17 protein-coding genes and 1 tRNA gene are annotated in these 17889 nt (G+C 30.4%); 13 read left to right on the top strand and 5 right to left on the bottom strand.

Translation table 11 applies throughout. The features are described from left to right. Positions 1 to 163 precede the first annotated feature (163 nt). The 4 genes from IPK18_05050 to IPK18_05035 form a co-directional block, all read right to left on the bottom strand. Positions 164 to 1402: a BatA domain-containing protein gene (locus tag IPK18_05050; GenBank protein QQR98883.1), complete on the bottom strand. Its 1239-nt coding sequence runs from the start codon at positions 1400 to 1402 to the stop codon at positions 164 to 166. A gap of 44 nt (positions 1403 to 1446) precedes the next feature. Then, positions 1447 to 1530: transfer RNA gene (locus tag IPK18_05045), tRNA-Leu, on the bottom strand. A gap of 215 nt (positions 1531 to 1745) precedes the next feature. Further along, the gene (locus IPK18_05040; protein QQR98882.1) at positions 1746 to 2330 is read right to left on the bottom strand and encodes a hypothetical protein; all 585 of its coding nucleotides are present in this window, start codon (positions 2328 to 2330) and stop codon (positions 1746 to 1748) included. An 815-nt stretch (positions 2331 to 3145) separates the two neighbouring features. Continuing rightward, positions 3146 to 3640: a hypothetical protein gene (locus IPK18_05035; protein ID QQR98881.1), complete on the bottom strand. Its 495-nt coding sequence runs from the start codon at positions 3638 to 3640 to the stop codon at positions 3146 to 3148. 685 nt (positions 3641 to 4325) lie between these two features. Here IPK18_05035 and IPK18_05030 point away from each other — a divergent pair. The 13 genes from IPK18_05030 to IPK18_04970 all read left to right on the top strand — a co-directional run bounded on the left by IPK18_05030 (position 4326) and on the right by IPK18_04970 (position 16421). Next, positions 4326 to 4712 carry a hypothetical protein gene (locus IPK18_05030; protein QQR98880.1) on the top strand — a complete coding sequence of 129 codons (387 nt, stop codon included), beginning with the start codon at positions 4326 to 4328 and terminating at the stop codon, positions 4710 to 4712. Between the two features lie 20 nt (positions 4713 to 4732). After that, a complete protein-coding gene (locus IPK18_05025) occupies positions 4733 to 5155 on the top strand; it encodes a hypothetical protein (GenBank protein ID QQR98879.1) in 423 nt (140 codons plus the stop codon). Next, positions 5156 to 7072 carry a hypothetical protein gene (locus tag IPK18_05020; protein QQR98878.1) on the top strand — a complete coding sequence of 639 codons (1917 nt, stop codon included), beginning with the start codon at positions 5156 to 5158 and terminating at the stop codon, positions 7070 to 7072. It begins immediately after the preceding gene. A 17-nt stretch (positions 7073 to 7089) separates the two neighbouring features. Then, complete coding sequence (locus IPK18_05015) at positions 7090 to 7473, top strand: hypothetical protein (protein QQR98877.1); 384 nt, start codon at positions 7090 to 7092, stop codon at positions 7471 to 7473. A 17-nt stretch (positions 7474 to 7490) separates the two neighbouring features. Next, positions 7491 to 9986, top strand: a complete 2496-nt coding sequence (locus IPK18_05010; protein ID QQR98876.1) for an Hsp70 family protein — start codon at positions 7491 to 7493, stop codon at positions 9984 to 9986. Positions 9987 to 10000: 14 nt separating this feature from the next. Beyond that, positions 10001 to 10456 carry a hypothetical protein gene (locus IPK18_05005; GenBank protein ID QQR98875.1) on the top strand — a complete coding sequence of 152 codons (456 nt, stop codon included), beginning with the start codon at positions 10001 to 10003 and terminating at the stop codon, positions 10454 to 10456. Further along, the gene (locus tag IPK18_05000; GenBank protein ID QQR98874.1) at positions 10456 to 10758 is read left to right on the top strand and encodes a hypothetical protein; all 303 of its coding nucleotides are present in this window, start codon (positions 10456 to 10458) and stop codon (positions 10756 to 10758) included. The genes IPK18_05005 and IPK18_05000 overlap by 1 nt, the downstream gene beginning before the upstream one ends. Before the next feature lie 457 nt (positions 10759 to 11215). Then, positions 11216 to 11752 (top strand): GNAT family N-acetyltransferase, encoded by a 537-nt coding sequence (locus tag IPK18_04995; protein ID QQR98873.1) that lies wholly within the window; start codon positions 11216 to 11218, stop codon positions 11750 to 11752. Next, a complete protein-coding gene (locus tag IPK18_04990; GenBank protein QQR98872.1) occupies positions 11749 to 12027 on the top strand; it encodes a nicotinamide mononucleotide transporter in 279 nt (92 codons plus the stop codon). Before IPK18_04995 ends, IPK18_04990 begins: the two co-directional genes overlap by 4 nt. Positions 12028 to 12354: 327 nt before the next feature. Then, positions 12355 to 13308 carry a hypothetical protein gene (locus IPK18_04985; protein ID QQR98871.1) on the top strand — a complete coding sequence of 318 codons (954 nt, stop codon included), beginning with the start codon at positions 12355 to 12357 and terminating at the stop codon, positions 13306 to 13308. 318 nt (positions 13309 to 13626) lie between these two features. Continuing rightward, positions 13627 to 14286, top strand: coding sequence for a rhomboid family intramembrane serine protease (locus tag IPK18_04980; protein QQR99297.1), 660 nt, complete (start codon positions 13627 to 13629; stop codon positions 14284 to 14286). Positions 14287 to 14376: 90 nt separating this feature from the next. Next, the gene (locus IPK18_04975; GenBank protein ID QQR98870.1) at positions 14377 to 15324 is read left to right on the top strand and encodes a rhomboid family intramembrane serine protease; all 948 of its coding nucleotides are present in this window, start codon (positions 14377 to 14379) and stop codon (positions 15322 to 15324) included. Further along, on the top strand, positions 15321 to 16421 hold the full coding sequence (locus IPK18_04970) for an endonuclease/exonuclease/phosphatase family protein (GenBank protein ID QQR98869.1): 1101 nt from the start codon (positions 15321 to 15323) through the stop codon (positions 16419 to 16421). Before IPK18_04975 ends, IPK18_04970 begins: the two co-directional genes overlap by 4 nt. Here the strand turns inward: IPK18_04970 and IPK18_04965 are convergent. Then, the gene (locus IPK18_04965) at positions 16396 to 17781 is read right to left on the bottom strand and encodes a hypothetical protein (GenBank protein QQR98868.1); all 1386 of its coding nucleotides are present in this window, start codon (positions 17779 to 17781) and stop codon (positions 16396 to 16398) included. The genes IPK18_04970 and IPK18_04965 overlap by 26 nt on opposite strands. Positions 17782 to 17889: the final 108 nt, after the last annotated feature.

Here is a 17889-nt window from a genome sequence, read left to right as displayed (position 1 = left end):
TGTTGTGATTGTGCAGAAATATTGATTGGATAATATTGAGTTACTTTTGGATAGTCTATATTTTTTGGTGTTTCTAAGAAAATACCTTTAAAAATTTGTTCTCTAAGGTTTAGCTGTTGTACTGTAAGGTTTTGTTGTTTTAATGGTGCAAAGCTACCAATACCTAAATTGGATAACAGTGTATTATAACTTGAGATATTGATATTTTTGATGGAACAATAAACAAAATTCCTCCACTTGATACATAGCTTTTTAGTGCAATAGACAAACCAGAACTTATATCATGAACATGGTTTAATACAATGAATTTATACTTATTGATAGATGAATAGTTAATTTGATTTACATGATTTTGTTCTAAAATAAAATACGCATCATTCTGAAAAATAGACTGAATATAGTTTGGCGTACCATCATCATGAATGGAAAGTACGTACTCATTTTTAGATACATTTAGTGATGCATAAAAATGATTGTCGTAGGTAATTGGGTAATCTTCTACAAAGATTTCTATATTTTGATTGCCTGCTTGTGTTACTGAGAAACTAAAAGAATCTACCATACTGGATTGGCTTGCAATGCTTAGTTTGTGTATAGATTTTGTTTGTTGGTTAATTTTCAGAGATACATTTGCCTCTTTTGCGCCAGCATTAGAACTATTATGAATTTTATATTTTAGTTTGTTATTCATATTTAGCAATACCAAAGGTTGGTCTAGCCAACAAGAATCTATGTATATATTATTGGTATTTTCTGCTTGTATAGGTAAAATATATGTTTCGAAAGTAGTATCTACTTGTTGCTGAATCATGTTTCTTTGGAAATCAGAAATTAGAACTCTCCATTTTTGTTGTGCCGTTACATTATTTAGAATTACATTTTGTCTATTCAATATTTCGTCTACATTTTTACTTACGGCAGATGCATTTATATTATCTAAGGCACTCAAAAAATCTTGCTTGTTCATCCAACCCTGGTTGTAGCTCATATCATTCGTTAGCAAATACAATCTATCATCCAGATTAAATGTAGATGCAATTTCTTTTGCTTTTTGAATTTGCATATCCAATACATTGGTCGATGAATATTTTAGCTGTGTAGAAAATGAATTGTCTATATACACACAAGCAGCCACATTACCTTTATCGTTTCCAGAATTTTTTTTGCCAAAAAATGGCTGAGCAAATGCAAGTACCAAAAAAAACAGTGCTAATAATCTACAAGCCAATATTAGTTTTTTCTTTAAATTTTCTACTGTAGATTTTTGTTCTTTTATTTCTTTCAGAAATTTAATATCTGAAAACAAAACTCTTTTATATTTTCTGAAATAGAATAAGTGTATTAGGATAGGAATTGCCAGAACGAGCAGCGCAATTAAAAAAAGTGGCGAAATAAATTGCATATTGTAAATATAGTAATTTTAATACCAATCGATAGTATTAATAGTGCCCAGAACAGGATTCGAACCTGCACAGCCGTAAAGCCACTACCACCTCAAAGTAGCATGTCTACCAATTTCATCATCTGGGCAAAAAACTGGATTCAAAAATAGTTTATTCTTTACAAATTTACTACTATGCATAATTTATTAACATCAGCTTGCCACAGACAAGGCTTTGAAATAGATTTGTTTTTATTGTAATATTATGTTGCAAAGTATAATCTATAAACAAAATAGCCATAATCAAATGATTATGGCTATTTCTTATCTATATAAAACAGAAGTTTCTTCTCTTTTGTATTTATTAATCTTCTGTACTTCTCATATATGAGAAACTTCCGCCATTAGCTCCGCCTGTTCCCCAATTTGTAATTTTTACTTTTATAAAAATCTTGTCTTCTACTAAATAAGCACCTAAATTTTTACCAACTAATCTTGGCATATCTGTTGAACTTGCAGTATCAATTCCATCACCATCATATTCTAATCTAACTTCAAAGTTATCAACTATACCAGTTACATTAGTAGTCGAATCTATATAATTAATAATTGAAGCAATATTGTGGAAAGAATAGAAATTAGTTGTGTCTCCAAGTTTGCCAAATAAATCAAAATCTGGATGTATATTGCCTAAAAATCCAGTTGTATCTAAAATAGCCCATTTTATTCCTTTAGTGCCACCTGTTTCTGTAAATTCATTTTCTCCGTCTTCCCAAAAATCAGACTCTAATTCATCTGATGTTGCATCAGAACCTTTATTTTTTTGCCACCAAGCGTAATTGTAAATTGGTTTTGAATCTTGTCTTGTAATAATAACATTGTCTGTTATTTTGTCCTGAAATGCAGGCAAAGTCCAATCATCACCTGTAGATTTTGAAAAAGTTTTCATAGGACCAGTCCAGATGTTGTCTTTTTTAACTTCTTCGTCTTTTTTACACGAAATTGTAAAGATTAATACACTTAAACTTACAATAAATAATAGTTTTATCTTGTTTATAAATAATAATTTTTACTAATATAATGCTTTTCCCTTAGAAATACAATTATTTTCTCATATGCATGAATAATTGTATTTACTTTTTCATTGTTGAAAGAAGTTAGCCCATGTTTGTTTCCTAGCCAACATGCCAATGCATTAATAAAGGAAAAGGCAATAAAAAAATAGCCTTACTGTCATTACCACGAAAGTGGTAATCTCCTAATCACTTAGAAACATGAGATTGCCTTTTTCAAGGCAATGACATTAAACAATTTCAATAAAAAATCAATAAAAACTGCCATAATGGCACAAAATTAACACTTACCCCCACTTCCGAAGTGGGTACCCCCACCTATGGGGGTGGGGGGTACCACCCAATTTGTCAGTCCACACAGTTTTTAAGTACCCCAGACCACTTCAAACCTAAGCCAGCTCAGTTCCGAACTCGGCCAGCTCACTTATCAAGTACCCCCAGCCACTTAAAACCTTAGTGACACTCAGTTTTTGTACCCCTTGCACTCAGTTTTTAACTCGGCTAGCTCAGTTATCAAGTACCCATAGCCACTTCAAACCTTAGAGATACTCAGTTATTAACTAAGCCAGCTCAGTTTTTAAGTGGGTAAGCGCAGTAAAAACACGAGTCAGTCCACATAAAAAGTAAAAAGCCCGTCTAAAAAGACAGGCTAGGTAAGTTCTGAGCTAGATTGAGCCGCTAAAAAAGCTAGCTAGCTAGGTGTATTATTATTTGTTGAATTGCTTGAGCTAGACAGCGTAGCAAAGCGAGCTTTGAGCGTATCGTACACGCTATCAGCACCAGGAATGCCAGCAGTGGCTGCTGCTGCAAAATTTCTATAAGCAGCCAATGCGGTAACATAAGCCTCAGAGCCAGCCAGCATTTTAGTATCGTCTATAAGCTCGTGCAGTTTGGCAATTTCTTGCAAAAGAGGCTCTAATTGCTGAAAAAGTTCTAAGTCTTTTTTCAGTTCTGCGGTGTTAAAATAAGCAGGCAATAGCGTAGGATTGCTTTCCATAGCGTTGATGGTATCCTCAACAAAAACTTTGTTGTTCACATCAATTTTAGGAATACTTTGTCGCTCTTCGGTAGTCAGTCCTATGAGCATAGGCAAGTTAGATTTAATGGTGTTGATGGCAGTTTTTACTGCCGAAATTTGCGCTGCTGTAAGCGTAGCAGAGAGTTTGTTGTTGGTGATGTTTGACATAATAATAAATTTTAATAGTTAAAAAATAAGCCAGCTTAGGTTTGAAGTACCCCCAGCTATAATAATGACGGAAAAGCAGAAAAATTCCATAAATATTTATGTTAATTATTTGAAGAGAAAGCAAAAAACAAGTTGCGCATTTTGGATATACACAAATGAAATATGGATAAAACAATACGACAGGATATTCAAAATACGCAAAAACATATTTAACATAGAATATTGATAATAAGAAGATTATAAGGAAAAAATATTTTTAACAAAAAAATATACGCAACTCCATTTATTGCGTATATTTGTGTGATGTGCAAAAGTCTTCGCTACGCTTCGCCTTTTGCACATCGTGCGGCGGATTACATCCGTTGATGCGTTTAGGCTCGCTACGCTCGACCTTCAACACATCAACGGATTTGCAAAATTACTTCACTTGCAAATTTCGTTTGCAGTTCGTAACTTCGCAAATCCGCCGCACGTTATGCCCAATGCCAAAAGACACCGTACAACAATGAACAGACAAACAAAAAATAAGACAGAAAGCCAACGCTTCGCAAAATTAAAAGAGGTGCAAGCCAACTCACAATGCCAACGCTTTTGCACCACATTTAATTTTGCCCCAACGCACCCAAGCCCACCCACCACCCAAAGCCAAATACAAAAAAAATCATTAAAATAAATAATTATAAATATGGGATTTTTCGACTTCTTCAAAAAAAAACCTGACCCTATTCAGGAAATGCGAGATAAAATGTTTAACCAAATGTTTCCTAAGGGAGACAAAGATATTTTAGCTGCAACAAATCAACTTCTAAATATTTTAAATCATTCAATTCCATTAGATGAGGCAAAGACAATAATTACAAGGTCATATATTATTTGTCTTTTAGCAAGTGAAAAAGATAAATTTGATAAAGAGCGATTAAAATTACATTTAGGTGGTTATTGCCTTCAGCATTTTAACGAAAAACAAGTCGATGAATTCTATAATTATATTATGGCAATTAATTCAGCAAGAATTTTTTCAGGAAGTACGCCATCGGAAGTAAGAAAACAAGGTGATACATATCTTTGGTAATTAATCATAAAAAATAAAATATGCTAAATAAAATAATTAAATTATTTTCAAAAAATAAGACAACCAAACTTCCCGAGTATTTCAATATGTATCCTGATGAAATGCGTGAAATTATTCTTGAAGAAATCTATTCAAATCCTCAAAAATGCTCAGACGATGAAATACCTCAAGGAGTAGGTGAATTTGGACTAGAAATTACTAATCCAATTCCAACATTTGGCGTACCAGCAAATGAAATATATTTAAATAAATTATTGTTTATAAATGGATTAAAACCAAGATGGAGAAGAATAGGAAGTACAACTACATTTAGTATAACTAAATCTATAGATATGTATGAAATATTTGATAAACAAGGAGATACAGTTTGTACACTCTATATAAATCCATACCATTTAAAAATTTCTAATAAAATTCCCAAAGGATTTAAAACGACAAAATAAATGCAGTATATCAACCCAATTGAAATATTAGGATTATCAAATGTAGAAGACACGACAAGCATTGATAATGAAATTGTAAGAAAAGCAAAAAGAAAATTATTTGCTGACATTGACTTATCAGACAATGGACTTTTTGAATATTACGGACTTCAATTAACAAAAAGCGACTGTGAAAAAGTAATTGACGAACTTACAAACAATGACTTGAAAGAGTTTTATTTGTATTTGGCAACAAACAAAAAACTCAACAGCTTTTTAGTTAATGGCAATAATGATGTTTTTATAAATTTCAAACAAGACAGCATTTTTAAATTGCCAGAGTTTATAAAATTCATAAGCCCATATTTTGCACCAAAATTTGATAAAGCATTATTAAAAGCATTTGAAAGTGAAGATATTGAACAAACAAAATCCATATTAAAAACTTCGTTTTTAATATCTCAAAGCGAAATAAACATTGCTTACAAAAGTGTTTCATATAATATTCAAAAAAACATTTCTGAAATTGCAGAAATCAAGAACGATATTAAAAATGAAGAAAGTGCTTACGATGAAGATGATATTGATGAAGTCGTTGATTTAGTTATTGAGTATTTTCCAAGTGAAATTTTAAATTGTTTACCAAATTATTTCCAAAGTCAAATACTTAAAATTGCAAATGAAATCAATTATTTGAATGTTGTAATTTGGGATAATTTTGATAACACACAGGTTTGTAACGACCTATTGGAACACGTTTTAACTTTAAATATTGGAGGACTTGACAAGCCAACTTTTCAAAAAAATTACGACATTGTAAGAAAGAAAAATCAAGAAAGAATAGAACAGGAAAACAATGCACCTATTTTAAGAAAGTATGCAGGATATTTAATTCAAACAAAAACAAAAATTAAGGAAATAGAAAGTAAAACTACAACACCAATAAATTTATTAAGTTGGGTAAATTCCACAATTTCAATAACTGATGTAAATAACTTGCCAAGTGTATTTGATGAAATCAAAAATCAAGTTGCACTATCATTAAGAGCAATGTCAGTAGAAATTTGGAATTCATTTTCAAACATTGATGTATCCATTGACTTAATCAACAAAGCAAATAATATTACGGGGTTAAAAGCAGAAACTAAACAGAATTTAGAGGACGCAAAAAAACAACTTACAGAATTAAAAACTAAAATAGATGTAGCAAATTTAGTAAGACAAAGAACTGCCACACCAACTCAAACAAGACCAGTTGCAAGACCTACTTCAACATCTTCAAAATCTAATGAAAGTAATGCAGGCGTGTGGATTATTTTGGCTGTGGTAATTATTGGAATTATTGTTTGGGCAAATTCCAATAAATCATCGTCAAGCGATTACCCAACTACAACTGAAAGTTATACACCACCTGCAACAACAAATGACAATTCGTATTCAAATGATAATTCTACACCAGCTACAACTAATGAATACACACCACCTGTTCAAAGTGAGTATATAGGAAACCAATTAAAAGATGGAGCATCACCCTTAACGGGTTGTTTTGGTAAAGGCATTTATAGCGGTAACGCCACATTGACAATTAAGAACGGAGGAAATTCAGATGCCATTATTTGCTTATACAGCATTTCTGATGATAGAACTATTAGAAACGAATATGTACAGAAAAATTCAAGTTTTACAATGTCAAACATTGCACAAGGCGAATATAAAATTAGAGTCTTTTATGGCAACGACTGGAATCCTGAATTAGAAAACAGTTGCGGTACAAAGGGAAACTTTGAATCTGATGTAAATTTTTCGGAGTTTGACGGAACTGAATATTTTGAAGATAGCGAAAGAGGATATACAAATGCAACTATAACACTTTATACTGTTGCAAACGGAAACGCTTCTTCATCATCTATAGACCAATCTCAATTTTTTAGAAAATAAATTAAACAAAATATCAAATGCAAGAAATAAAAAAAGTAACTGTAAAAGTACCTCAAGCCTATCTTGATTTAGTTAATCAAATATTTGAAATTGAGAAGAAAGCAACAAGTATAAAAGAGGATAACTCTATTCAACGAAATGTCAATAGAATTAATGGTTTGCTTGAAGAAGGATTTTTTAAAGATGTTGGTTTGACTTACCATAACCCATTAGGCGAAAACTATACAGACACAAGGACGGACTGTGAAGCCACTATTTCAGGAACAGGTGTTGAGAATCTTGAAATAATTGAGGTAATAAAACCAATAATCTTCTATTCTTATAAAGAGAATGAAAATACATTTAAAATTATTGCTCAACCAGCAGTAGTAATTGTTCAATCAAAAAATACTCATCAATAAAATACAATCATTATAAAATGGAAAATACAATAAATTACGGTATAGATTTAGGCACAACAAATAGTGCAATTGCAAAATTTGTAAAAGGAGAAGTTGTCATATTTTCAAATCCACAAGATTACGGTAGAAATACATTGCCTTCTGTGGTAATGTATAAAAAAGATAAAATTCAAGTTGGAAACAAAGCAAAAGAATTTTTAGAAAAAGACCCTAAAAGTGTAGTTGGAGTTTTCAAAAGAAAAATGGGAACAACAGAAAGTTTCAAGATAAAATCTATCAACGAATCAAAAACACCAATTGAATTATCAGCACAAGTTTTAAAAGAACTTAAAACCTTTGTGAACACAGGCGATACTTTGGATGCAGTTGTAATAACTATTCCAGCATCTTTTGACACCATTCAATCAAACGCAACAAAAGAAGCAGGAATACAAGCAGGATTTAAGCAAGTTGTATTATTACAAGAACCAATTGCAGCAAGTTTGGCTTACGCAAATATGAAGAAAGCTAGAGAAATGCAAGAGGGCCAATGGTTGGTTTATGATTTGGGTGGTGGAACTTTTGATGTAGCCTTAATCAAAATCAAAAACGGAGAAATGAAAGTTTTAGACCACGAGGGCGACAACTTTCTGGGTGGAGCAGACTTTGATAATATGATAGTTGAAAAATTAGTTATCCCAAAAATTTGCGAAAAATTTAAGTTCTCAAATTTGGAAGATGATATGAAAAGTGCATCTGGCAAACTCAATGCAAAATACTACGTCTTATTGCGTAGGGCAGAAGAAGCTAAAATTACTTTATCTTCAAAAACATCAGCAGAAATAGTAGTTGATGGCTTTGAAGATGAAGACGGTAACGAGGTAGATATGGAAATTGTTATAACACGTTCCGAGTTCAACGAATTGATAAGAACAAATATTGATGGAACAATTGAAATGATTAAACAAATCCTTACAAGAAATTCATTAAAACCGATCGAATTACAATTTACATTAATGGTTGGTGGTTCTACTTACATTCCTTATGTACGAAGTCGAGTCGAGGAGATTTTACAAATTCCTGTAAATTGTGAAATTGACCCAACAACAGCAGTAGCAATTGGTGCAGCATATTATTCAGCAACAAGAAAAAAAGAAATTATAGACAATAAGGAGAAAAAGAATTACACAGTTTCAGTTAAGCATTCTTGCCCAACAATGTCAAAAGAAAAGGATGTTTTATTTGCAGCAAAAGTTACCGGTAATTTTGAAAACTTATCTTTTAAAATTACTAGAGGTGATGGAGGTTATAATTCGGGAATGAAAAAATTATCGGAAATTATTAATGAAGAACTACCTCTTGTAAATGATGCATTTAATTTCTTTGAATTTACTGTTTATGATGATAATAATAATGTAATTGAAACTGATTTAAGTTCGTTTAACGTAAACAGCTCATTTACAATAAGTGGGCAACCAATTCCAGAGGATATATGTTTAGAAGTAGATGATTACGATAACCCAGGTAAAACAAGGCTAAAACCAATTTTCTTTAAAAATGCAATATTGCCTTTGCGTTCTCAAGGTATAAGTTTTCCATTGAATAAAGGAATGATAAAAGGCAATGACGATGATTTTATTTATATCAATGTTTTAGAAGGTTCTCATTTGGCATTGCCTGAAGCAAATAAGGGAATTGGTTTTATGGAAATTAGGGGAACACAAATTAAAAGAGATATTGCAAAAGGATCAGACATTGAAATAAAAATTTCTATTTCCGAAAGTAGAGATATAGAAATAGAGGTGTATTTAAATATGGCAGACCAAATATTTAAACAAACCTTTAATCCAAAAGAACGACATACACAAATTGAATTTCTAAAAGAACAAGTTGAAGATTTGTCCGACAAATTAGAGTTGGAAATACAAGAAGCGACAGAGAAGGAAGATTTTGAAACGGCAGGTGCGTTGAGTAAACTCAAAAAAGAAATGGAAACTGTAAGTGAAGAAACAGGAAGCCTTACGAGCGATGATGTTACGGATAAGCGTTACCAATTAGAAGATAAAAAAAGAAAAATTGCACAGCAAATTGATAGTGCAACAAAACATAAACGCATACAACAAGTAAAAGCTCATTATTTTGAAACTAAAGAAGAGTGCGAAAAAATGTTAGATGAAAATGGTAACGACCACGAGAGAAAAACATTTAATGATATTGTTGCTCAAGAAATTGCGTTCTTTGCAACAAATAGCCCAATAAAAATTCAAGAAAAATCTGATGAACTTCATAGCATTATTGGTAAAATTAGGTGGAGAACCCCCGATTTTCTTAAAGGAATTTTTCAATTCTGTAAGAACAATCAATCAAAAATGAATAGTCAAGATGAAGCTAAAAGTCACATTGATGCTGGCAATTTCGCTTTGGCTAGTGAAAATTGGGATAGATTAAGAGAAATTGACATTGAGTTACTTGACTTACTACCTAAAAATACAAGAGATAATATTATTCAACCAAAATTTGGTTACGGAATATAAAAAAATGAAACAAAATGAAAAATACAGATTTTAAAACTTTTCTTTTCAAGTCGGCAGTTATGGCTATGGCTTGTGACGGAGATATTGCAGAGGAAGAAATCAACGAAATAAAAAACATTGTAGCTAATGAAATTTATTTTATGGGTTACGATTTTGAAGAACCTTTAAAAGGCAATATTGAAAACATTAAGGTTAATGGCAAAAATGCCATTAACCAATACTTGCAAGAAATTGTAACAAACGACCTAAACGAACATCAAGAAATTTTACTTATTGAAGTTCTTTTAAGAATTATACAAGCAGATACAAAAGTGGAGGAAAGCGAATTGAAGTTTTTACAAATGGCAAAGTCAAAACTCAAAACAGACGAGCAAACTTTGATAGTTAAATTTCCACACCAAATTGACTATTTAATGGACTTCAATAATTACGGACTACACGAAGAATTTACAAACGAAATTTCAATATAATGTTACAATCAGCTATTAAAGTAGTATTGACAATTTTATTTTTACTTTGCCTTTTGGATATGCCTTATGGCTATTTTCAAATTGTTCGTTTTGCAGGACTTGTTGGCTTTGGTATATTAGCATTTCAAGCAAACGAAACCAAACAAAAAGAAATGGCAATAATTTTTATTGGGCTTGCTTTACTATTTCAACCATTTTTTAAAATTGCTTTAGGTAGACAAATTTGGAATATTGTAGATGTAATCGTAAGTATATTTTTAATCGCAACAATATTTATAGACAGACAAAGACAACGAAATTAAGCCAACGCATTTGCTAGCACATTTGCATTTTTTGCCAACGCACAAACCAACGCTAAAAATGCAAAAGAGCTACCAAGCCAACGCACCACGACACGACAAACAGAGACGAAATGAACAGACGAAAAAAGGCACTAGGGCATAACAGGGGTTTGAACGCAATGGGGGCAGAAGTGGTAAATTCAACATTTGTACCTCTATTGAGCTTTTGTGGTAAATTGAACATTTGTGCTTCTAATCCCCCACTGCGTCAAGCCCCAAAACGATGTGCAAAAGTCTTCGCTACGCTTCGCCTTTTGCACATCGTGCGGCGGATTACATCCGTTGATGCGTTTAGGCTCGCTACGCTCGACCTTCAACACATCAACGGATTTGCAAAATTACTTCACTTGCAAACTTCGTTTGCAGTTCGTAACTTCGCAAATCCATGCACGTTATGGGCAATACAAATGAGACCAATATGATTTTGAGAACTATAACTGAAAATGATTTCACTTATATAATACGGCATTCAAAACCAGAAGATTTTGAACAAGTATTTCAGATTTGGTATGACAATCAAGTTACCTCTTTAAACAGAGATATTAAAAATAATTTACTTTTATATAAAAATAGATTTCAAAATAACTTTAAGAACCAAGATGGAAATTTTAAATTTTGGGTAGCTGAATATGATTCAATAATTATTGGTTTTCAATCTTCAAATAGAACAGAATCAAACCCTGTGGTTACAAATGAACAAGCAGAAAGTTCAACTTATATTAAAATAGGATTTGGTGGAAAAAATATCGGTTATAATATTATGAAAATATGCTTAGAAGAATTAATCAATACTGAAATTATGTTGTTTTATGGCAAAATAATAATAACAAATATAGCAATGATAAAAATAGTAGAAAAATTAGGTTGGATAAAAATAGGTGTAACTCCTGAAAGTATTAAATACCCTAAGTTTCCCAAATCATTGTTGTACGTATATAATGTTCCAGAAAAATGATTAAATTCGATTGGATAGGCGTTTGTTTTAGTTTGCTTGGTTGGTATTTAATGAGCAAGCACAGATTTAAAGGATTGCTAGTGTTATTTATTGCTAATATTTTATGGATAATTTTTGGAATTCAAGAAAAATTGTATTCATTAGTATTTCTTCAAGTTAGTTTTATTGTATTAAATATTAAGACAAATATTGATTGGTATAATATAGAAAAATCAAAACCATCAGAATATCAAGATGAATCTTTTAAATCAATAAAAAAACTTTTTAGACAATAAATATACTGTCTATAACAAAAATTAGTTACAGTTTTGGTAGATTTGGTAATTTAAGTTTTGTGTAGTATATTTAATTTGTAAATAAGTTTCGGTTTGTGCTAAACACGCAAAACCGTCACTAATTTTCAACCGATGTGCAAAAGTCTTCGCTACGCTTCGCCTTTTGCACATCGTGCGGCGGATTACATCCGATGATGCGTTTAGGCTCGCTACGCTCGACCTTCAACACATCAACGGATTTGCAAAATTACTTCACTTGCAAACTTCGTTTGCAGTTCGTAACTTCGCAAATCCGCCGCACGTTAGCCGTAAACTAAAAAAACGAAGATGGGTAAAAATATTTTGTATCCTTTTTTTATAAATCCAAAAGTTAATGATCAGTCAGAGCTAAAGAAGCTCTCGTTGGTGTATGAGAATATTTATATTCATAAATATAGGATTAATGTATTAAATAGTAATTTAAGAATTGATAGTATATTAAACTCGAGTTCCTATGAAGATTTAATAGAACTGAGTAGCACTTTAGATTTTTTAATTGATAAAAATATTATCAAAGAATATAATTTTTCAAATGACAAATCATTGACTAACAATGACAGTCAAATATTAATAGAGCGAAATCAAATCAAAGAATTAATTTATAGAAAAGAAAAAAATCTTAGAATATTTAAAAAAAATATTTCTTCCGAAGAATCACAGAAATATCAAGACGATTTAAATAAACTTTACTTGATTTCGTCTGATTACGATTTAAGATTAGACACTATTAATTTAAGAAATTTAAACGAGATAAATGAGTTTTACCCATATTTGATGAATTCAATGAGTTTGTTTAATGAAAAAGAAAAAAAACAAACTGTAATTCAATTTATCCTTAATGATATTCCAACGCCAGACAATAGTGTTTCTTGGGAACATATAATAGAATATAGGTCAGATGAAGATATTAAAAATAAGTATTTGACTTTATTAAACTGGATAAATAAAATTTCAAATTCAAACTTAAAATTATCAGAAATTAAAGAGGAGTATGACTATTTATTTAGTGAGTATAAAAAACAGTTCAAGTTACATAAAATGAAATTTAATAATTCTAAAATTGAAATTATTATTAATGCCTCTGTTAATTTTTTATCAAATATTGGCACAGGAAACTATACAACTTCATTAAAAGACATATTTCCATTAAAAAAAAAAAATGCTCAATTATTACAAGAAGAATCTAAGTTGCCAGGTAAAGAAATAGCATATATTTATCATACGGTAAACAAATTTAAATAGTCTACAGCTAACATCGGTGGCAGTTGCGCAACGCGGTTTTTTTTTGGTCGTTTTACATAATTTATATATTGTTAATATTAATATGCTGTTGTTTTCTTCTTTTTTTCTGGTATCTACTTACCAAATAAAATAAATGATATTATTTAATACATTATAATGTATGTTACATTAAATAAACAAAGGAAATGAATGCAACTGGTATGTTTGTTTATAGTATAGAACAAAAACTTCCATTTTATATACATTAGAAGAAATAAATCTTAAATTTGAGCATTAATTAAAAAAACAAACATGACTCAATTTGGGAGATTTGGTGGCATGCAAAGAATGACACCTATAGTTCAGAATATTATTATTATTAATGTCTTAGTTTTTATTGCACAAAATGTGCTGCCCAATGCCACTACATTATTAGCAATGTACTATCCAACCAATCCAATGTTCAAGCCTATGCAACTTGTAACGCATATGTTTGCACACGGTGGCATATTCCATTTGTTATTCAATATGTATGCATTGTATAGCTTTGGTACAATTCTAGAGCGTGTTTTACCAGCTAAAAGGTTTTTGTTTTTGTACTTTTTCTCAGGGCTTGGAGCAATAGCAGTGCATCTTATTGTTGGCGCTGTTACTGCATACACCATTGCTGGTACTCCTTTTATCAATCAAGAAATGGCATTGTCCAGCAATACATTAGGTCAGGTTTATTTTCCTGCATTAGTAGGTGCATCTGGCGCATTGTATGGTTTGTTGGCAGCTTTTGGTTATTTGTTTCCAAATACAGAACTAATGTTTATGTTTATTCCTGTGCCAATTAAAGCAAAATATATGATACCATTAGTTATTTTGGTATACGATATTGGATTTGCTCAATATGGCTTAGACAATGTAGCGCACTATGCACATATTGGTGGTGCCATATTTGGGTTTGCATTGATGTATTATTGGAACAAAACGCAAAAATCAGACTTTTATTAGCACAAAATGCTTGTCATTTTTTAGTAATATTTTTAGAAAAATTATAGTTTTTTGAGAAATACTGAGTTTAATATTTCGTACTTTTAATCTATGTTGTTCGATTCGATTTGGAAAGACTTAAAGTGGCAGTATCAATATGGTTCGCCATTGGTCAAAATAATATTTATAAATGCATTTGTTTTTATCATTCTTAATTTATTAAGTGTAATAGATTATTTTGCAAAAACAAACTTTGGCTCTTTTACCTTAGAACTTATCTCATTCAAAGCATCAAAAGAATTACTTTATCAGCCTTGGAGTATACTTACTTATCAATTTACGCAAGTTGGGTTTCTGCATATTTTGTTTAATATGCTTTGGTTGCATTTGTTTGGAAGCATTGTAAGTGATTTTATTGGAAAGAATAAAATTGTTCCATTATACATTATTGGTGGTTTTTTTGGTGCTATATTATATTCAATCATCAGTGCGATATTGTTCTTCAGTAAATCAGATTTATACAATGCCAATAACATTATGTATGGTGCATCTGCTGGTGTGATGGCTGTTGTATTAGCAGCAGCAACCTTAGCACCTAACTACGAAATAAGATTATTGCTATTGGGCAATGTAAAAATAAAATGGATAGCACTTGTAACAGTTATTTTAGATATTATTTTTCTAAATGATGGAAATCTTGGTGGACATTTATCGCATTTAGGTGGTGCATTTTTTGGTTGGTTATTCATAACTCAACTAAGAAATGGTAACGACTATGCACACAAATTTTATGCTATAATAGATTTCTTTAAAAATATTTTTAAGAAGAAACCAAAGATGAAAGTTGTGTACAACGAAAAAAAAGAAAAAGTGTATGCCGAAGAAACTAAAAAACATCAACATCAACATCAAAAAAATACAAACAACAATAGACCATTAAATAAACAAGAGAAACAAAAACAGCTAGACACTATTTTAGATAAAATAAATTCATCTGGCTATGATAGTCTGAACAAAGATGAAAAAGATTTTTTATATCAAATAAGTAAAGAAGATTGAAATTCATAAAATTATTCGTATCCTTCTTTTCAAGAACACTCAATATCATTAGTGTCGTTTTTTTATTTATTACCTTAGCAGCAAGTTATATTAGTCCAGCAAAAATTGCAATTATACCATTATTGGGTTATTTATTTCCAGTTGCAGTTGTACTAAATGTGCTCTTTGTTTTTGCTTGGATATTAAGAAAAAGATGGTTCTTTTGGGTATCTACATTGTCATTGCTATTAAGTTATACGCAAATAAATAATCTCATTACAATAAGCAAAGAAACATCAAACAACAATGGATTGAAAGTAATGAGTTATAATGTAAAGAATTTTGATTTGTATAATTGGAGTGAAAATTTGGTAGCTCAAGAAAAAATATTTGAAACTATAGAGTCAGAAAATCCAGACGTAATTTGCTTTCAAGAGTTTTATTCTGACACGACATTAAAATTCAATACCATAAAAAAACTAAAACAATTAGGTTATACATATTATTTCTTTTCAAAAGAATTGGTCTTGAGAAATACAGAAGAATGGGGCATTGCTACATTTTCAAAATTTCCAATAATCGATACTCAGAAAATATTAAAACAAGAACACAAAAGCTTCTATGGAAAATATCCGTACAAAGGCATTTGTACTACAATTAATTACAACAAAAAGCATATACAAATTATAAATGTACACTTGCAATCTGTGCATTTTGGCAAAGAAGATTATAAAACAATTACAGATATAAAAGAGATAGAACAAGTAGATGAAAGTGGTGCTATCAGCTTGATGAATAAATTAAAAAAAGCATTCAAACGTAGAGCAACACAAGCAGATGCATTAAAACAAATATTAAACACACAACAACAAGAATATATTTTGTGTGGCGATTTTAATGATTTGCCAAACTCATATACTTACAACACTATTTCTGAAGATTTGGAAGATGTTTTTACAGAAAACGGATTTGGCGTAGGTAGCACTTACAGTGGCAATATTCCTTTTTTGAGAATAGATTATTTTTTGCATACACAAGGTGTTAATGCATCTGATTTTAATATTATTAAAAACAATATTTCAGATCATTATCCTATTGTAGCTCGTTTTCAATTGTAGGATTTTCGTATAAAATCATATTACAAACAACCGATTTTTTTTGCCAAATTATTTTCCATTCTTTTAGCTCATCAAGTTGTTCGTCAGAAAAATCATTAGCAATATTTGAGTACAAAATATATTGAGTAGAATCTAAATTCTCACCATTTACATTATTCATCTTATCAGTATCGCCAATCCAATACATTTGTTGCGATGATGCAGTAAGCGGAAATACGGTGCCTATATTTTCAGCTTGGATATTTTTTTCTTTCAAATAATTGTCAGCATCTTTCTTTATATTAAAATAATATAGATGCGCCAATGTACAATCCCAACCATTTGAAACTCTAGCACCATAAATTTGATAATTTGAAATGAATAGCAGAAGAATAAGTATTACACTAAAATAGCTTGGTTTCTTTGCTAAATATTTTACGATTGGAAGCAACATCAATACATAAACAATTAAATAATATCTATGTCCAATTGGATTTGTAAATGATACAAATATTATTGACAAAATAACAAATGGGATTATCCAAAGAAATAATTTTCTATCGATGCATTTATCTGAAAAACTTATGATATTTAGAACAAACAAACAGACAATACCAAAGTCAAATAATTTTCTACCTATCGAAATGATATTTTTAAATATAGTTTGTACATCAGCAATATTTCGTTGCTCTTGCCAGCCATTGTTGCCTTGCAAAAAATAGCCAGTTTCTGCATAATGGTAGCCATACCAAATTGCACAAAAAAGTATAGATGGAATTAAAGATATAATTGTTCTTACAATATATTTTCTATCATTCATCAAAAATGAAATAAATACTATACCAATCAAAACAAAATTGCCACGCACACTTACACTACAAAGCACAACAGAAAAAATAGAAAATAAAATGAATTGCTTTTTCAAAGCAAAATTTAAACACAACAAGCCTATTGCTAAAATTGCAATATCATAACTTATCAAAAATGACTGAGTAAGTACAGCTGGAATACTAAAAGTAAAAAGTAAAGTCAATAGTTTTTCTTTCGTGTTGAATTTGAAATAATCTAACAAAGACAAAACAGCATAACAAAGCAAAAATAGAAATGGTAGCATTGCTAAATGTGCAACAAATAGACTTTTACCAAACAATGTTATAACACAAAATAGATATGCATAAAAAAATGGTGGATGTCCAGCATCTAAATTCTCTGGTAGAATAAAATTTCCTAATCCATTTTCTATAAAATGTTGCAGAATAGATGACGTTAATAATGTATCCCAAAAAAATGGATGATGTTTACTCAACAGAAATATAAGCAACACCACCATTGCAGAAATAAGAAATACTAATCTATAATTTGATTGCTTACTAAAATTCACTAGATAAAATTAGTATTATTATAATTATAATCTAAAAAAATATCAGCTTCATTTTTTAAATGAAATATTATAAAATCAAAAGATTTATGCTTAAATTCACTAAAAATA

The organism is Sphingobacteriales bacterium (assembly GCA_016699615.1).
Classification (GTDB): domain Bacteria; phylum Bacteroidota; class Bacteroidia; order Chitinophagales; family JADIYW01; genus JADJSS01.
The sequence above is the reverse complement of the archived record's forward strand: the minus strand, read 5'-3'. Positions and strand labels throughout refer to the sequence as shown.